Origin of the sequence: Pseudomonas qingdaonensis, assembly GCF_018398475.1 — a bacterium.
In the GTDB taxonomy this organism is placed as follows: Bacteria; Pseudomonadota; Gammaproteobacteria; order Pseudomonadales; family Pseudomonadaceae; genus Aquipseudomonas; species Aquipseudomonas palmensis.
This window is the reverse complement of record NZ_CP074676.1, coordinates 4,324,473-4,338,108: the sequence shown is the minus strand read 5'-3', so window position 1 is coordinate 4,338,108 and position 13,636 is coordinate 4,324,473. Positions and strand designations below refer to the sequence as shown.

Below are 13,636 nucleotides of genomic sequence, written 5' to 3'. Positions count from 1 at the left end.
TTTTGGGAAGTAGTAGTTATGAATGGAATAGAAGTGTTGCCAGGTCATTGCTCTAGAGGTCGAAGCTGGCAGCTTGTTTTGATCTGGATGCTGGCTGTCGGGTTATTCATTCAGTTGAGTGGTAAGGTTTGGATTCAGTCCGGTAGTGCGAGGAATGCTCAAGTATATATATGGCTTCTTTTGCCAGCGTTAATTTTTATTTTCTACAAATTGATCGTTCGGAATAAATGTGTACCGTCGGTTCACTATATTCCATGGTTTTTTTTTCTGCTTTGGGTCGGCTTGAGTACAGTATGGGCAACAGGATCTGAAAAGGATGCGTTCTCGCTTGCGAAACGAGGGTTGTTGATTGCCCTGTATCTTCAAGCGATCTACTTATTAATGTCCTACAATGAGGGTTTTCTGAAAAAAGCGTTGTTGGCAGGGGTGGTCATGGTGGCTGTAGGTGCCCTAGTCAGCATTGTTTATCAGTTTGGCATTCTGGATAAACCACTGGCCTATCGTGCCTACCGTATTGATCGCTCGGGTATTGGAAATTTTGCCAATTACGGCTGGCCTGTGGTCGCCGGTATTTTTCACGGTGCCATTGCTATTTGGGCGCTCGGTGTGGCACTGGATAAACGCACGGCGTTCAAGTCAGTGCTGTTTTGGCTCGCTATCTTCATGCTGTTGAGCCTCTATGTATTGTTGACCTATACCAGGGGGGCATGGTTTGCTTTGCTGGGTGGCATTGTGGCTGTCATAATTTTACAAAACTCCAGGCTCGGTTGGTGGTTGCTGGGGATTGGTACAGTGCTTGTTCTTGCACTGGTCATCAAGTTTTGGCCACAGTTGGTTGTCGAGTTTCAGGAAAAACAGTTATCTGGGCGCGGGCCTATTTGGGTCTACTATTTTAAAGTCATGTCAGGTCACTGGGCCGTTGGGCACGGGCTGGGTACACCATTCGAGTATCGCTGGCCTGATGGTGTTCAAGTTTCCCCTCATGCCCATAGCTTGTACCTCCAACAGGTCTACGATAGTGGTATCGTCTCGCTTGCCTTGCTCGGTGCGGGTCTGCTGGCGTTGGCACATAAAGCGTGGAAACTGCGCAGCAACTATTGGGTGCGCCTTGCATTTCCTGCACTGGTCTTTGCGCTGATCGCCATGCTGACGGATGTTGAGCGAGTCTTTACTCGACCTGGTGACTACTGGACGTTGTTCTGGTTGCCAGTGGCGATTTTGTTGGCGGTGCCGATGCGGTCTAAACAAGCTGATCAAGCAGCGCCGTCAAGCTAGTTTCCCGATAATGGTCAGCGAATCCCAGCGAAGCAGTCTTATCCTGCTGTTGTTGACCAATATATACCTGCAGTGTATAGGTTAGGCTCTGTACGATATGTCGAGAAATTTAATCACCACCCCTCGAAAACTGAGATTTTGTAGAGTTTCCAGCCATCTACGGAAAGTAGTTCTGTGATGTGAAAGCGTTATGAACTCTCGTATGAGGCCTGGGATGTAGTTGCCGATCTCTTTATCGAAAACCATGGCGGGGGCCGGCTCCCCTCCAGGCGACTGTTTGAGGCTTGATGGCTTGCTCTGGGGGCTGTTCGCGGGTGCCGCATGGCGAGATATGCCAGAGCACTTCGGTCCCTGGTCAACTGTGTAGGCCCGGTTTCGGTGAGGCACGTTCTATCTTTAGCTACTCAAGCAGATGCTTGCGAAGACGCAGTCACGGGTCGGTTTTCTCGAAGAGGAAAACGCGCTGCTGCGTCAGCGCTTGTTCGGGCGCAAGTCCGAGCAGACAGCTGACCCTGCTACACTCCAGCTAGCCCTTTTCGATAACGCAGAAAGCATTGCCGACGTTGCCGACGAAGACGCAGAAGCCGGTACGGGTAATCAAAAACGTTCGTAAAGTCTACAGTTGCCGCGACTGCGAGGCTGCACCGGCCACGGCGGACAAACCGACTCAGGTGATTGAAAAAACATATCTAGCCCCAGCGTACTGGCGATGATGCTGACCACCAAATATGTAGACGGTTTGCCGCCATACCGCTTTGAAACAGTGCTGGGTCGCCACGGCATTGATATCCCGCGCCAAACCTTGGCAAGGTGGGTTATCCAGTGCAGCGAGCACTTCCAGCCGCTGCTGAAGCTGATGCTCGACCGCCTGCTAGCCAGTCGAATCATCTACTGCGATGAAACGCAGGTGCAGGTGTTGAAAGAACCTGACCGCGAGCCAAACAACCAGTCGTGGATGTGGGTGCAAAGCGGCGGTCCACCGGATAAGCAGGTCATCCTTTTTGATTACTCCACCAGCCGAGCGCAGGAAGTGTCTACACGCCTTTTCGATGGCTATCGTGTCTACGTCATGAGCGATGATTATGCCGGTTACAACGCACTGGGCGCCCAAGCAAGAGTGAGCGCTAGGGATGCTGGGCGGACGCACGTCGCAAATTCGTGAAAGCACAAAAAGTGCAGCCCAAAAGCAAGACGGGTAATGCCGACATCGCGCTGAATTTGATCAACAAGCTTTATGGGATCGAACGCGACTTGAAGGGCGGCAGCGACGCTGAGCGTAAAACCGGTCCTCACGAACAAAGCCTGCCGATAGTTGCTCAATTGAAAAGCTGGAGCGAAAAGACACAACCACGAGTTAGCGCTCAGAACGCGTTCGGAAAGCCATTAGTTATCTGGCAAGCAACTGGAGCAGACTTGAACGGTAGGTGGAGAAAGGCTACCTACCGATCGACAACTACGTCGCAGAGCGCGCGATCCCCCCTTCGTGATGGGACGAAATAACCGGTTGTTTAGCGACACGCCTAACGGCGCGGTGGCCAGTGGTCAACTTTACAGATTGGTAGAAACCGCCAAAGCTAATGACCAAAAGCCCTATTGCGCACTGGAACGCCTGCCACAGGCGTCCTCAGTTGAGGCTTACGAAGCCCTGCTGCCGTGGAGGTGCGTGCCTCAAGTGTATCGGCAACGCACCGCACCATCTTTGACAAGGTGGGGTTTATGGAGTGCTTACGATCTATCAGGCCGTCAATGCCGAAGCGGCTGAACAGGCGCTGTATATCTTTGAGAGCGGGCCTTGGGGTTAACAGTATCCAGCGGTAACGACTGCCGGGCGGCGGATCTGGGAACGAGTCATTACATTTTTCGTGCCCCATATGCTTGGCCTGTCTGACGGCTAGCCGTTATCGGCCCTCACAAAAAAACAGTGCCGCCCCATACGTTTCCTCTTGTCGTCACCCCAATACCACTCGCCCACTCAAAAAAATATCCCGTCGTTCCTTGCGACCAATATGATGGTGCTTGGCCATTTGGTACACAGCATGAAATCGTTCCCGATTAATCCCCTCGCAGGTTTCCAGGGCTCGCGCTACTAAAGCGTCGTACGCCGACTCCCCAACCAGCCCCCCTACCTCTCTGCGATAGAAGAACCCCAGTTGAAAGCCCAGGGTTTCACTCAAAAACCGTGGTGCGGCGGCAAAGCAATTCTCTAAATCGATCGCATGCGTTGCCCCCACCCCGTCGTTACACATCATCACATTCGCCGCCCATAGATCCATGTGATAGATCCCGCTGCTGTTCAGCGAAAGCAACAACTCGAACGCCGCACCGATCACCCGCTCCACTTCTTCAGGCTTGGCGAGTATCCACTGATAGCCGTCTGTGTAGTTCTGCAACAGTTCTGTGATGATGACGAAGTCATTCATCAACCCCATGCGTGACCTGGTATACCCATAGCCAACCACGCCGGGCACACTCGCGCCGCGGCGGTGCGCTTCCGTAGTGTTTATCAGCTCTTCGATTGGCCAGTCGAACATGCCACAGCTTTTGCGGGTACCGCGCGTAAAGCGGATCCTCTTTGGGAGGGTCTCAATCGCTTGGCGCTTGGCAAACAATGGGCTATCGCCTGTAGATAGTGGCGCGCTTGTCCGGTTTGACGGGCGTTCCTGGCCAAGCAACAGCGTAAGCGTTGCCGCCAGCGCAGTGCTCACAGGCGCGTTCAGATGAACTGTCGAGCGCTGATGCTTGAATGTAAACGGAAATCCATCAACCAGCTTGTTCTTCCCTTCGCGCACCGCTGCACATCCCGTGTAAGAGTTTTTGGACGGCCAAAACGGTAACATTTCCTACACATTTTTACATTTCTTTCACATCTTGTTTGAATCCTTTTGACCTTGACTGTGGATCTGTTGTTCTTGAGCCGCTAGGTTTTACAGGCAGCCAAGGAATCGCTGCCTTAGCAAGCTCACACACCAAGGAGTGCCACCGTTATGCGCAATACCTTTCTTGTTTCTCTGCTGCTCGCGCTGCTCAGCGCGTTCTCGCTGCCGTCGTTTGCGGCGGCCACCAAGGCCGCGGGCGACTTGCCAGTCACTACAGTCAGCGCAGCGCTCGCCTCAACCACCGTCAACCTGAACACTGCCGATGCGGCGACACTGCAGTCGTCGCTTGCAGGTATCGGCAAGGCCAAGGCTGAAGCGATCGTGGCCTACCGCGAAGCCAACGGCGCGTTCGAGTCAGTGGATGAGTTGCTGGAAGTGAAGGGGATCGGCCAGGCGCTGATCGAGCGCAACCGGGACAAACTGGCGGTCAAGTGACCTGAGGAGGGGCGGGTCGGGCAATGCTCGATCCGTTTTTATCATCAAATGGCATGGGCCCATCGCCGGCAATGCCGGCGCCTGCAGAAGGCGGGGAAGCGCCACGCTTATCGGTCTTGCGCGTCCTTGGCATCGGCTTCGGCATTACGCTCATGCACGCGCTTGAGTTGCTCTTCGGTCAAGGGCAGCTTCTTCGCAGTATCACGCAGCATCATCAAGCCACCGACAATCGAGCCGATGGCAACCAGCAAGATCAACCAGGCATACCAGGGCATGAGCTTCTCCTTATCGACGGCGAATGGCGCCGCCTCTGTGATGTTGGACTCGACACGACCGTCGATGGTTCAAGTATAAGAGGCCCACCACCTGGGGGCGAATTCGCGATCACCGGCCCCCATTGGCACTGCGCATCGGCTACAATGCGCGCCGATTTCGACTTGCCCAGAGAGCCTGCCCATGTCCGCCTGTCAGACGCCTATCATCGTCGCCCTGGATTTCCCTACCCGTGACGCCGCCCTGAAACTGGCCGATCAGCTGGACCCCGCGCTGTGTCGGGTCAAGGTCGGCAAGGAGCTGTTCACCAGCAGTGCGTCGGGCATCGTTGAAACCCTGTGTGAAAAGGGCTTCGAAGTGTTCCTGGACCTCAAGTTCCACGATATCCCCAACACCACCGCCATGGCCGTGAAGGCCGCAGCCGAAATGGGCGTGTGGATGGTCAACGTGCACTGCTCTGGCGGCCTGCGCATGATGGCGGCCTGTCGCGACGTGCTGGACCAGCGCAGCGGGCCACAGCCGCTGTTGATCGGTGTGACCGTGCTGACCAGCATGGAGCGTGAAGACCTCGCCGGTATTGGCCTGGACATCGAGCCGCAGGAGCAGGTGCTGCGACTGGCCGCCCTGGCCGAGAAGGCCGGCATGGACGGCCTGGTGTGCTCCGCCCTGGAAGCCCCGGCCCTGAAGGCCGCGCACCCGTCGTTGCAGCTGGTGACTCCGGGCATTCGTCCTGCCGGCAGCGCCCTGGACGATCAGCGTCGTATCCTTACCCCGCGCCAGGCGCTGGACGCCGGCTCCGACTACCTGGTAATCGGTCGCCCGATCAGTCAGGCGGCTGACCCTGCTCAAGCGCTGGCTGCAGTGGTAGCCGAAATTCGCGGCTAAGCGACTCGGTTTTTCGCCAGCAAGGCTGGCTCCTACAAGGAGGAGCCGGCCTTGCTGGCGAAGGCGTTCCCCTTATACCTTCAACACCAGCTTGCCAAAGTTTTCCCCGCTGAACAGCTTCAGCAGCGCTTCGGGAAAGGTCTCCAGCCCCTCGACAACATCCTCCTTGCTCTTGAGCTTGCCGCTGGCCAGCCAGCCGGCAATTTCGTTGCCTGCGGTGCCGTACTTGGCCACATGGTCCATCACTACGAAACCTTCCATGCGCGCGCGGTTTACCAGCAGCGACAGGTAGTTGGCCGGGCCCTTGACCGCCTGCTTGTTGTTGTACTGGCTGATGGCACCACAGATCACCACCCGCGCCTTGAAATTCAGGCGACTGAGCACTGCATCGAGGATGTCCCCGCCGACGTTGTCGAAGTACACATCCACCCCTTTTGGGCACTCGCGCTTGAGTCCCTCCAGTACGTCTTCGGCCTTGTAGTCGATAACCCCGTCAAAGCCCAGTTCATCGACCAGGTAGCGGCATTTCTGCTCGCCGCCGGCAATCCCGACCACACGACAGCCCTTGAGCTTGGCGATCTGCCCGGCAATGCTGCCGACCGCTCCCGCTGCACCCGAGATCACCACGGTTTCGCCCGTCTTGGGCTCACCCACTTCCAGCAGGGCAAAGTAGGCCGTCATTCCGGTCATGCCCAGGGCGGAGAGATAACGTGGCAACGGTACCAGCCTAGGGTCGACCTTATGCAGGCCCTTGGGCTCGCCAATGAAGTAATCCTGTACACCAAGGGCTCCGCTCACCGTATCACCCACGGCATAGTCAGGGTGCCTGGACGCCACCACTTCACCGACACCCAGTGCGCGCATGACCTCGCCGATACCTACAGGCGCAATGTAGGACTTGCCCTCGTTCATCCACCCGCGCATGGCCGGGTCCAGCGACAGGTACAGGTTCTTCACCACTACCTGTCCCTCGACAGGCTCGCTCACAGGCACGGTTTCAAAGGTAAAGTCATCACGTGTCACTGCCCCGGTGGGGCGCTTGGCAAGCAGGAAGCGGCGGTTGGTCCTGTCGGTCATGGCAAGGTTCTCTCTGGAAGGCAAACCCTGTTGATAGGCCTGCATCGGCAAATCGGCAAGGTCCAGCCTTGTGGCGAATGGTGATTGATCCATCTGGATGATTGAGCCTAGCAGCTAAAATCACCCGGTTCGATGGTGTGTTCACTGCGTGCCTGATGATGCTGCCCAGGAGCCACCGCCGATGACTAGACTCCCGCCATTGTCCTCACTACGTTGCGGGAGTTATCGATGAGCATGACTTTTTCCGGCCAGGTTGCCCTGGTCACCGGGGCCGGCGCCGGCATCGGCCGGGCCACGGCGCTGGCATTCGCCGCACAAGGCCTGAAGGTCGTGGTGGCAGACCTGGACGTCGCCGGTGGCGAACACACGGTCGGGTTGATTCAGGCCGCCGGCGGCCAGGCACTGTTCGTACCTTGCAACGTTACCCGCGAGCAGGACGTGCAGCAGTTGATGGCGCGCACTGTCGAGGCATACGGTCGTCTGGACTACGCCTTCAACAATGCCGGTATAGAAATCGAGCAGGGGCGCCTGGCCGACGGCAGCGAAGCCGAATTCGATGCGATCATGGGCGTCAACGTCAAGGGCGTGTGGCTGTGCATGAAGCACCAGTTGCCGCTGATGCTCGCCCAGGGCGGCGGTGCGATCGTCAACACCGCATCGGTCGCCGGCCTGGGGGCTGCGCCCAAGATGAGCATCTACAGCGCATCCAAGCATGCCGTGATCGGGCTCACCAAGTCGGCCGCCATCGAGTACGCCAAGAAACTGATCCGGGTGAATGCGGTGTGCCCGGCGGTGATCGACACCGACATGTTCCGCCGTGCCTACGAGGCCGATCCACGCAAGGCTGAATACGCCGCCGCCATGCACCCGGTCGGCCGCGTGGGCAAGGTCGAGGAAGTCGCTGCAGCGGTCCTGTACCTGTGCAGCGACGGTGCGGCATTCACCACTGGCCAGGCTCTGGCAATCGATGGTGGTGCCACCGCTATCTAGCGGGTGGGGCAGGGGAGGGCCAGGCCCTCCCGTGTCGATCAGGCAGGCTTGCGCCAGTTCAGGATCATCAGCGTCAGTACCCCCGCCACAATCCCCCAGAACGCCGAGCCGATCGAGAACAGGGTAAAGCCCGAGGCCGTGACCATGAATGTGATCAAGGCCGCCTCGCGCTCCCTGGCCTCGCTCATCGCGACCGTCAGGCCGTTCATGATCGAGCCGAACAGCGCCAGTGCGGCAATCGACAGCACCAGCTCCTTGGGCAACGCGGCGAACAGTGCCGCCAGGGTGGCGCCGAACACGCCGGCAATGCCATAGAAGATCCCGCACCAGACCGCCGCGGTGTACCGCTTGCTCGGATCTTCATGGGCATGCGGCCCGGTACAGATCGCGGCGCTGATGGCCGCCAGGTTGATGCCGTGCGAGCCGAACGGGGCCAGCAGCAGCGAGGCCAGGCCCGTCACTGAAATCAGCGGCGAGGCAGGTACCTGGTACCCGTCCGCACGCAGCACCGCCACACCCGGCATGTTCTGTGAAGTCATCGCCACCACGAACAGGGGGATGCCGATGCTGATGGTCGCGGCCAGCGAGAACGACGGCGTGGTCCATACCGGTGTCGCCACCTCCAGGTGGAAGCCGCTGAAGTCCAGCAACCCCATCACTGCGGCGATCGCGGTGCCTACCACCAGCGCGGTCAGTACCGCATAGCGCGGCGACAGCCGCTTGATCAGCAGGTAGCTGAAGAACATCCCCAGCACCAGGGCGGTCCGATGCTGGGCTGCAACAAAGATCTCGCTGCCGATCTTGAACAGAATACCGGCCAGCAGGGCCGCGGCCAGCGATGCCGGAATGCGCCGTACCAGGCGTTCGAAACTGCCTGTAAGCCCGCAGATCACCACCAGTACGGCGCAGGTGATGTAGGCGCCGATTGCCTCGCCATAGCTCACGCCGCCCAGGCTGGTGATCAGCAAGGCTGCGCCGGGGGTCGACCAGGCGACCGTGATGGGCGTGCGATATCGCAGTGAAAGGCCAATGCTGCATACCGCCATGCCGATCGACAGCGCCCAGATCCACGAGGAAATCTGCGCGGTGGTCAGGCCGGCCGCCTGGCCCGCCTGGAACATCAGCACCAGCGAGCTGGTATAGCCCGTGAGCATGGCAATGAAACCGGCGACCACCGCCGAGGGGGAGGTGTCGGCCAGCGGACGCATTGGCGCAGAGGTGGCGTCAGGCATGCAGTAATCCTTGTGCGGGTGTAAGCGGGTTTTTCAGACTACGCTGCGATAGGGCGAGTTTTGCCATACAGCAACCATTGCATTTAACCGTACAGTCGCCAACTATGGACGGCGGTTTCGTTTCAGCTTTGGAGAGGGGGGAACAATGTACAAGGTCTACGGGGATTACCAGTCGGGCAACTGCTACAAGGTCAAGCTGATGTTGCACTTGCTTGATATTCCGTACATATGGTGTCCCGTGAACATCCTCAATGGCGAGACCGAGCGCCCTGAGTTTCTGGTCAAGAACCCTAACGGAAAAGTGCCGGTGCTGGAGTTGGAGGACGGCAGTTATCTGTGGGAGTCCAACGCCATTCTTAACTACCTCGCCGAAGGTAGCCTGTTCCTGCCGAGTGAACCGCGTTTACGTACGCAAGTGCTGCAGTGGCAGTTCTTCGAGCAGTACAGCCATGAGCCCTACATTGCCGTGGCACGTTTCATCCAGTTCTACCTGGGCATGCCCGAAGATCGCGTCGATGAATACAAGTCGTTGCAGAAGGGCGGGCACAAGGCGCTGAAGGTGATGGAGAAACAGTTGCAGGAAACGCCCTACCTGGTCGGTGACAAGTACTCGATTGCCGATGTGGCGTTGTATGCCTACACCCATGTGGCCCACGAAGCCGGCTTCCTGCTGGATGATTACCCGAAGATTCGCGCCTGGCTGGAACGCGTGGCCTCGCATGAGCGGCATGTGCCCATGATCGATTGATGGTGTTTTGCCGGCAGGGGGCAGCCCTGCCGGCCAAGCGCTGTCAGACCGCCGAGAACCGCTGGTTCAGGTAGTCGATGATCACCTTGGACTCGTACATCCAGGTGGTCTTGCCGTCTTCCTCGATGCGCAGGCACGGCACCTTGATCTTGCCGCCTTGCTCCAGCAGGGCCTGGCGATCCTGTTCGTTGTTCTTCGCGTCACGCAGTGCCACCGGCACGTTCAGGCGGTGCAGTGTACGGCGGGTCTTCACACAGAAGGGGCAAGCGTGAAACTGATACAGGCTCAGCCCCTTGGCCTGCTGCTCGACATTCGCCTGGGCGGCCGCATCACGCTTGAGCTTGCTCGGGCGGCTGACCCAGTCGAGGAAGACGATCAGTTGGCCAAGGCCAACCCGCAGTGCTTTGACGATCATGGCAACTCCTCACAATGAAAAAAGCCGACCTGGGCAGGTCGGCTCGCAGAACCTCGGCCGATTACTTGATCAGGCTGAGGAACTCGCTGCGGGTGGCAGCATTGTCGCGGAAGGCGCCGAGCATCACCGAGGTGATCATCGACGAATTCTGTTTTTCCACACCGCGCATCATCATGCACATGTGCTTGGCTTCGATCACCACGGCCACGCCCAGCGCGCCGGTCACCTGCTGAACCGCCTCGGCGATCTCGCGGCTGAGGTTTTCCTGGATCTGCAGGCGGCGAGCGTACATGTCGACGATGCGCGCCACCTTGGACAGGCCCAGCACCTTGCCGCTCGGGATATAGGCGACATGCGCCTTGCCAATGAACGGCAGCATGTGGTGTTCGCACAGCGAGTACAGCTCGATGTCCTTGACCAGGACCATTTCGCTGTTGTCGGAGCTGAACAAGGCGCCGTTGGTCACCTCTTCCAGGGTTTGGTCGTAGCCGCGGCAAAGGTACTTCATGGCCTTCGCAGCCCGCTTGGGCGTATCGAGCAGGCCCTCGCGGGAAACATCCTCGCCGAGTTGGCCGAGAATCGCGGTGTAGTGCTGTTCCAGGGACATGGATCTACCTGTGGGATTTATCGCAAAAGCGAAGGGTACGGCGGCTGTGACGGCGCTGCAAGCGCGGCGTTACTCGTCACGCCCATCAAGCATGGTCCGCTTGAGCATGACATACACCGCGCCGGTGCCGCCGTGGCGCGCCTGGCACGAGGTAAAACCCAGTACCTGGGCATGCTGGCGCAGCCAGGTGTTGACGTGGCTCTTGATCATCGGACGCTTGCCATCGAGCCGCACCGCCTTGCCGTGGGTGACTCGCACGCAGCGCACCTCGAAGCGCGTGGCCTCTGCCAGGAATGCCCAGAGGGTCTCGCGGGCTTTCTCCACGGTCATGCCGTGCAGGTCCAGGCTGCCTTCGAAACCGATCTGGCCAAGCTTGAGCTTGCGCATCTGGCTTTCCTGCACGCCATCGCGGCTCCAGTGCAGGTCGTCTTCCGGGCCCACGTCGATGACGAACTGATCGGACAGGCCGTCGATCACCGTCTGGTCGCTGCGCACGGTCGCAGCCTGGCGCAGGCTGGCCAGCTGCTTGCGGTCAGCCTTGGGTTTGCCGGTGTCGGCGCGATCATGCCGGATCGGCTTGACGCCATGCATCTGGCTCTTGAACAGGGAAAAATCGTCGTCTTGCATGTAAGCCTCCGCCTGGGCGGCGCAGTTTACGCGACTCCCCACAGGGTTGCAGTCAATCGTGTTTCTTCATCAGGTGCGGCGACAGGTTCAGCCCCCTGGCACGGCGCAGGCGCAGCCGGCTGCGGCGCCAGGACCAGACGCCCAGGTACAGCGACAGCAAGCCCAGGCCCAGCACCACGGCAGCGCCGGGGCGGTTGTTGTTGAGCTCGCCCAGCGCCTCGGCATGGCCCAGCAGGCCAGCGACGCCGGCCATGGTCAGGAGCACGCCGAGTATCGCCAGCAGTGCCGAGAACGCCGTGGCCAGACGTGCGCCCCAGTTGCGTTGTTCGCGGGGACGCAGGCGCCTGGCGTCGAAACTGGATAACTTCATTCCGACTTTCCTCAAAGGGTATCCGGGGTTGGACCCGAACGCCCCAGAGTGGTTCCACTTGCCTGTCGGGTGGTCAGATCAGGCTGTTGACGGGTGCAACACAGGCAAAGTTGTCGGCCATGATCGCCATTTCGCTCTGCTGGATCTGTGCGGCCGGGATCACGCCGTCCTTGAACGGCAGGTCGCGGGTGGCGCAGCCGTCTTCGACCAGGGTGCAGCGATAGCCGTAGTCCTTGGCGCGGCGCACGGTGGTGCTGACGCTGGAGTGGCTCATGAAGCCGCACACGATCAGGTCCAGGTGGCCGTACTTCTGCAGCGTCTCGTGCAGGGTGGTGTTCTTGAAAGCGTTGGGCATGCGTTTTTCGATGACGACTTCATCGCCCTGCGGCTCCAGGCCCGGAATCCACTCGCCGCGCGAGCCCTGTGGGTCGAACAGGCCACCCACGGTGCCCAGGTGGCGCACATGCACCACGGGCCGGCCGGCCTTGCGTGCAGCCTCGAGCAGTTTGCCGATGTTGGCCACCGCTTCGTCCATGCCCGACAGCGCCAGGGGCCCGCTCAGGTACTCCTTTTGCGCATCGATAATCACCAGGCTGGCGTTGCTCAGCTTGGCCGGCGGATAACCGCGACCGCTGAGGTGGAACATCGTCGTTGGAACGGACATCAGGGGCTCCTTTGGATAGGGCTTTTCACCTATTGTCCCCTGCTTGGCGACTTATGTGAATGGCTTAGCGTGCATGCGGCGTGGATAGCGGCCTGCAGGCATGAGCACAATTGCGGCCAGAGGCGTATTGGCGGGCCCATTTGTGTTCCAGGCTGTTAGAATTGCCGGTCGTCTTTAAAGGAGTCTGCCCGTGATCACTTCCCGCCTGCGCACCCTGCGCGACCACATCCGTTGGGCTGTCAGCCGTTTTCATGAGCAGGGGCTGTTTTTCGGGCATGGCGCCGACAACGCCTGGGACGAGGCACGCCTGCTGGTGCTGGGTTCGGTGCATCTGCCATGGGAAGTGGCCGACGCCTATCTCGATTGCCGTCTTGAAGACGACGAGCTGGTCAAGCTGCAGCGCCTGCTCAAGCGACGTATCGAAGAACGCGTGCCGACCGCGTACCTGCTTGGCGAGGCGTGGTTCTGTGGCATGTCGTTCATCGTCGACGAGCGCGTGCTGATCCCGCGCTCCCCCATCGGCGAACTGATCGAAAAACGCTTCGAGCCATGGCTGGCTGCCGAACCCGCGCGCATTCTCGACCTGTGTACCGGCTCCGGCTGCATCGGCATCGTCAGCGCCGACGTGTTCCCCGAGGCCGAGGTGGTGCTGGCCGACCTGTCGTTCGAGGCGTTGGAAGTGGCCAACCAGAACATCGAGCGCCATGGTCTTGAAGAACGTGTGTTCACCGTGCAGGGCGATGGGTTCGAGGGGTTGCCGGGGCAGCGTTTCGACCTGATCCTGTCGAACCCGCCGTATGTCGATGCCGAGGATTTCGCCGACATGCCCCAGGAGTACCACCACGAGCCGGAGCTGGGCCTGGCCTGCGGCAATGACGGGCTGGACCTGGTACGGCGCATGCTGGCCGAGGCGGCGGATCACCTGACCGAGAAGGGCCTGCTGATCGTCGAGGTCGGCAACAGCCAGGTGCATGTCGAGCAGTTGTACCCGGAGGTGGATTTCGCCTGGCTGGAGTTCGAACGTGGCGGGCACGGGGTGTTCATGCTCACGGCCGAACAATGCCGGCAGCATCAGGCGCTGTTTGCTTCGCGGGTGTAAGGGATACAGATTTCAAGCCTGTCGCGGGTCAAGCCCGCCCCAACAGGGCCGCATTGCCGTGTT

15 protein-coding genes and 2 pseudogenes are annotated in these 13,636 nt (G+C 59.4%); 8 read left to right on the top strand and 9 right to left on the bottom strand.

Annotation, left to right across the window (positions count from 1 at the left end):
- The first annotated feature begins 18 nt into the window (after nucleotides 1–18).
- From KH389_RS19760 to KH389_RS27405, 3 genes and pseudogenes are all read left to right on the top strand, one after another.
- A complete protein-coding gene (locus KH389_RS19760) occupies nucleotides 19–1,275 on the top strand; it encodes an O-antigen ligase family protein (RefSeq protein ID WP_213606086.1) in 1,257 nt (418 codons plus the stop codon).
- Nucleotides 1,276–1,687: 412 nt separating this feature from the next.
- A pseudogene (gene tnpC / locus KH389_RS19755) lies at nucleotides 1,688–3,037 on the top strand (IS66 family transposase).
- A pseudogene (locus tag KH389_RS27405) lies at nucleotides 3,006–3,140 on the top strand (IS256 family transposase); the annotation flags it as partial. The pseudogenes tnpC and KH389_RS27405, both read left to right, overlap by 32 nt.
- Before the next feature lie 84 nt (nucleotides 3,141–3,224).
- Here the strand turns inward: KH389_RS27405 and KH389_RS19750 are convergent.
- Nucleotides 3,225–4,064 carry a BUD32 family EKC/KEOPS complex subunit gene (locus tag KH389_RS19750; RefSeq protein ID WP_244988652.1) on the bottom strand — a complete coding sequence of 280 codons (840 nt, stop codon included), beginning with the start codon at nucleotides 4,062–4,064 and terminating at the stop codon, nucleotides 3,225–3,227.
- A 195-nt stretch (nucleotides 4,065–4,259) separates the two neighbouring features.
- Here KH389_RS19750 and KH389_RS19745 point away from each other — a divergent pair, with 195 nt between their 5' ends.
- Nucleotides 4,260–4,586, top strand: a complete 327-nt coding sequence (locus KH389_RS19745; protein ID WP_043862694.1) for a ComEA family DNA-binding protein — start codon at nucleotides 4,260–4,262, stop codon at nucleotides 4,584–4,586.
- 107 nt (nucleotides 4,587–4,693) lie between these two features.
- On the opposite strand, the gene KH389_RS19740 is transcribed toward KH389_RS19745, so the two are convergent.
- Nucleotides 4,694–4,861 (bottom strand): DUF2897 family protein, encoded by a 168-nt coding sequence (locus tag KH389_RS19740; RefSeq protein ID WP_078479756.1) that lies wholly within the window; start codon nucleotides 4,859–4,861, stop codon nucleotides 4,694–4,696.
- A 181-nt stretch (nucleotides 4,862–5,042) separates the two neighbouring features.
- Between KH389_RS19740 and pyrF the strand changes: the two genes are divergently transcribed.
- Entirely contained in the window at nucleotides 5,043–5,744 is a 702-nt protein-coding gene (pyrF, locus tag KH389_RS19735; protein ID WP_054915847.1) for an orotidine-5'-phosphate decarboxylase, read from the top strand.
- Between the two features lie 72 nt (nucleotides 5,745–5,816).
- Here pyrF and KH389_RS19730 read toward each other — a convergent pair whose 3' ends face one another.
- On the bottom strand, nucleotides 5,817–6,821 hold the full coding sequence (locus KH389_RS19730) for an NADP-dependent oxidoreductase (protein ID WP_054915846.1): 1,005 nt from the start codon (nucleotides 6,819–6,821) through the stop codon (nucleotides 5,817–5,819).
- 228 nt (nucleotides 6,822–7,049) lie between these two features.
- Between KH389_RS19730 and KH389_RS19725 the strand changes: the two genes are divergently transcribed.
- Complete coding sequence (locus tag KH389_RS19725) at nucleotides 7,050–7,811, top strand: SDR family oxidoreductase (RefSeq protein ID WP_054915845.1); 762 nt, start codon at nucleotides 7,050–7,052, stop codon at nucleotides 7,809–7,811.
- Nucleotides 7,812–7,849: 38 nt separating this feature from the next.
- Here the strand turns inward: KH389_RS19725 and KH389_RS19720 are convergent, their stop codons facing one another.
- The gene (locus tag KH389_RS19720; protein ID WP_078479755.1) at nucleotides 7,850–9,043 is read right to left on the bottom strand and encodes a benzoate/H(+) symporter BenE family transporter; all 1,194 of its coding nucleotides are present in this window, start codon (nucleotides 9,041–9,043) and stop codon (nucleotides 7,850–7,852) included.
- Nucleotides 9,044–9,188: 145 nt separating this feature from the next.
- Between KH389_RS19720 and KH389_RS19715 the strand changes: the two genes are divergently transcribed.
- The gene (locus KH389_RS19715; protein WP_100634492.1) at nucleotides 9,189–9,791 is read left to right on the top strand and encodes a glutathione S-transferase family protein; all 603 of its coding nucleotides are present in this window, start codon (nucleotides 9,189–9,191) and stop codon (nucleotides 9,789–9,791) included.
- A 43-nt stretch (nucleotides 9,792–9,834) separates the two neighbouring features.
- On the opposite strand, the gene KH389_RS19710 is transcribed toward KH389_RS19715, so the two are convergent.
- The 5 genes from KH389_RS19710 to KH389_RS19690 form a co-directional block, all read right to left on the bottom strand.
- Nucleotides 9,835–10,206 carry a glutathione S-transferase N-terminal domain-containing protein gene (locus KH389_RS19710; RefSeq protein ID WP_043862700.1) on the bottom strand — a complete coding sequence of 124 codons (372 nt, stop codon included), beginning with the start codon at nucleotides 10,204–10,206 and terminating at the stop codon, nucleotides 9,835–9,837.
- A gap of 61 nt (nucleotides 10,207–10,267) precedes the next feature.
- Nucleotides 10,268–10,813: a GTP cyclohydrolase I FolE gene (gene folE / locus KH389_RS19705; protein WP_054915843.1), complete on the bottom strand. Its 546-nt coding sequence runs from the start codon at nucleotides 10,811–10,813 to the stop codon at nucleotides 10,268–10,270.
- A 69-nt stretch (nucleotides 10,814–10,882) separates the two neighbouring features.
- Complete coding sequence (locus tag KH389_RS19700; protein ID WP_213606082.1) at nucleotides 10,883–11,440, bottom strand: Smr/MutS family protein; 558 nt, start codon at nucleotides 11,438–11,440, stop codon at nucleotides 10,883–10,885.
- Between the two features lie 52 nt (nucleotides 11,441–11,492).
- On the bottom strand, nucleotides 11,493–11,810 hold the full coding sequence (locus tag KH389_RS19695) for a hypothetical protein (protein ID WP_043862703.1): 318 nt from the start codon (nucleotides 11,808–11,810) through the stop codon (nucleotides 11,493–11,495).
- Nucleotides 11,811–11,883: 73 nt separating this feature from the next.
- Nucleotides 11,884–12,474, bottom strand: coding sequence for a cysteine hydrolase family protein (locus tag KH389_RS19690; RefSeq protein ID WP_054915842.1), 591 nt, complete (start codon nucleotides 12,472–12,474; stop codon nucleotides 11,884–11,886).
- A 190-nt stretch (nucleotides 12,475–12,664) separates the two neighbouring features.
- On the opposite strand from KH389_RS19690, the gene prmB reads away from it, so the two are divergent.
- Entirely contained in the window at nucleotides 12,665–13,573 is a 909-nt protein-coding gene (gene prmB, locus KH389_RS19685) for a 50S ribosomal protein L3 N(5)-glutamine methyltransferase (protein ID WP_054915841.1), read from the top strand.
- Nucleotides 13,574–13,636: the final 63 nt, after the last annotated feature.

Bases quoted from the DNA above. Each gene is read 5' to 3' on its own strand.
- KH389_RS19745 (WP_043862694.1), top strand. From the start codon at position 4,260: ATGCGCAATACCTTTCTTGTTTCTCTGCTGCTCGCGCTGCTCAGCGCG.
- KH389_RS19710 (WP_043862700.1), bottom strand. From the start codon at position 10,206: ATGATCGTCAAAGCACTGCGGGTTGGCCTTGGCCAACTGATCGTCTTC.
- pyrF (WP_054915847.1), top strand. From the start codon at position 5,043: ATGTCCGCCTGTCAGACGCCTATCATCGTCGCCCTGGATTTCCCTACC.
- KH389_RS19725 (WP_054915845.1), top strand. From the start codon at position 7,050: ATGAGCATGACTTTTTCCGGCCAGGTTGCCCTGGTCACCGGGGCCGGC.
- KH389_RS19715 (WP_100634492.1), top strand. From the start codon at position 9,189: ATGTACAAGGTCTACGGGGATTACCAGTCGGGCAACTGCTACAAGGTC.
- KH389_RS19695 (WP_043862703.1), bottom strand. From the start codon at position 11,810: ATGAAGTTATCCAGTTTCGACGCCAGGCGCCTGCGTCCCCGCGAACAA.
- KH389_RS19760 (WP_213606086.1), top strand. From the start codon at position 19: ATGAATGGAATAGAAGTGTTGCCAGGTCATTGCTCTAGAGGTCGAAGC.
- KH389_RS19690 (WP_054915842.1), bottom strand. From the start codon at position 12,474: ATGTCCGTTCCAACGACGATGTTCCACCTCAGCGGTCGCGGTTATCCG.
- KH389_RS19730 (WP_054915846.1), bottom strand. From the start codon at position 6,821: ATGACCGACAGGACCAACCGCCGCTTCCTGCTTGCCAAGCGCCCCACC.
- KH389_RS19740 (WP_078479756.1), bottom strand. From the start codon at position 4,861: ATGCCCTGGTATGCCTGGTTGATCTTGCTGGTTGCCATCGGCTCGATT.
- KH389_RS19720 (WP_078479755.1), bottom strand. From the start codon at position 9,043: ATGCCTGACGCCACCTCTGCGCCAATGCGTCCGCTGGCCGACACCTCC.
- folE (WP_054915843.1), bottom strand. From the start codon at position 10,813: ATGTCCCTGGAACAGCACTACACCGCGATTCTCGGCCAACTCGGCGAG.
- KH389_RS19700 (WP_213606082.1), bottom strand. From the start codon at position 11,440: ATGCAAGACGACGATTTTTCCCTGTTCAAGAGCCAGATGCATGGCGTC.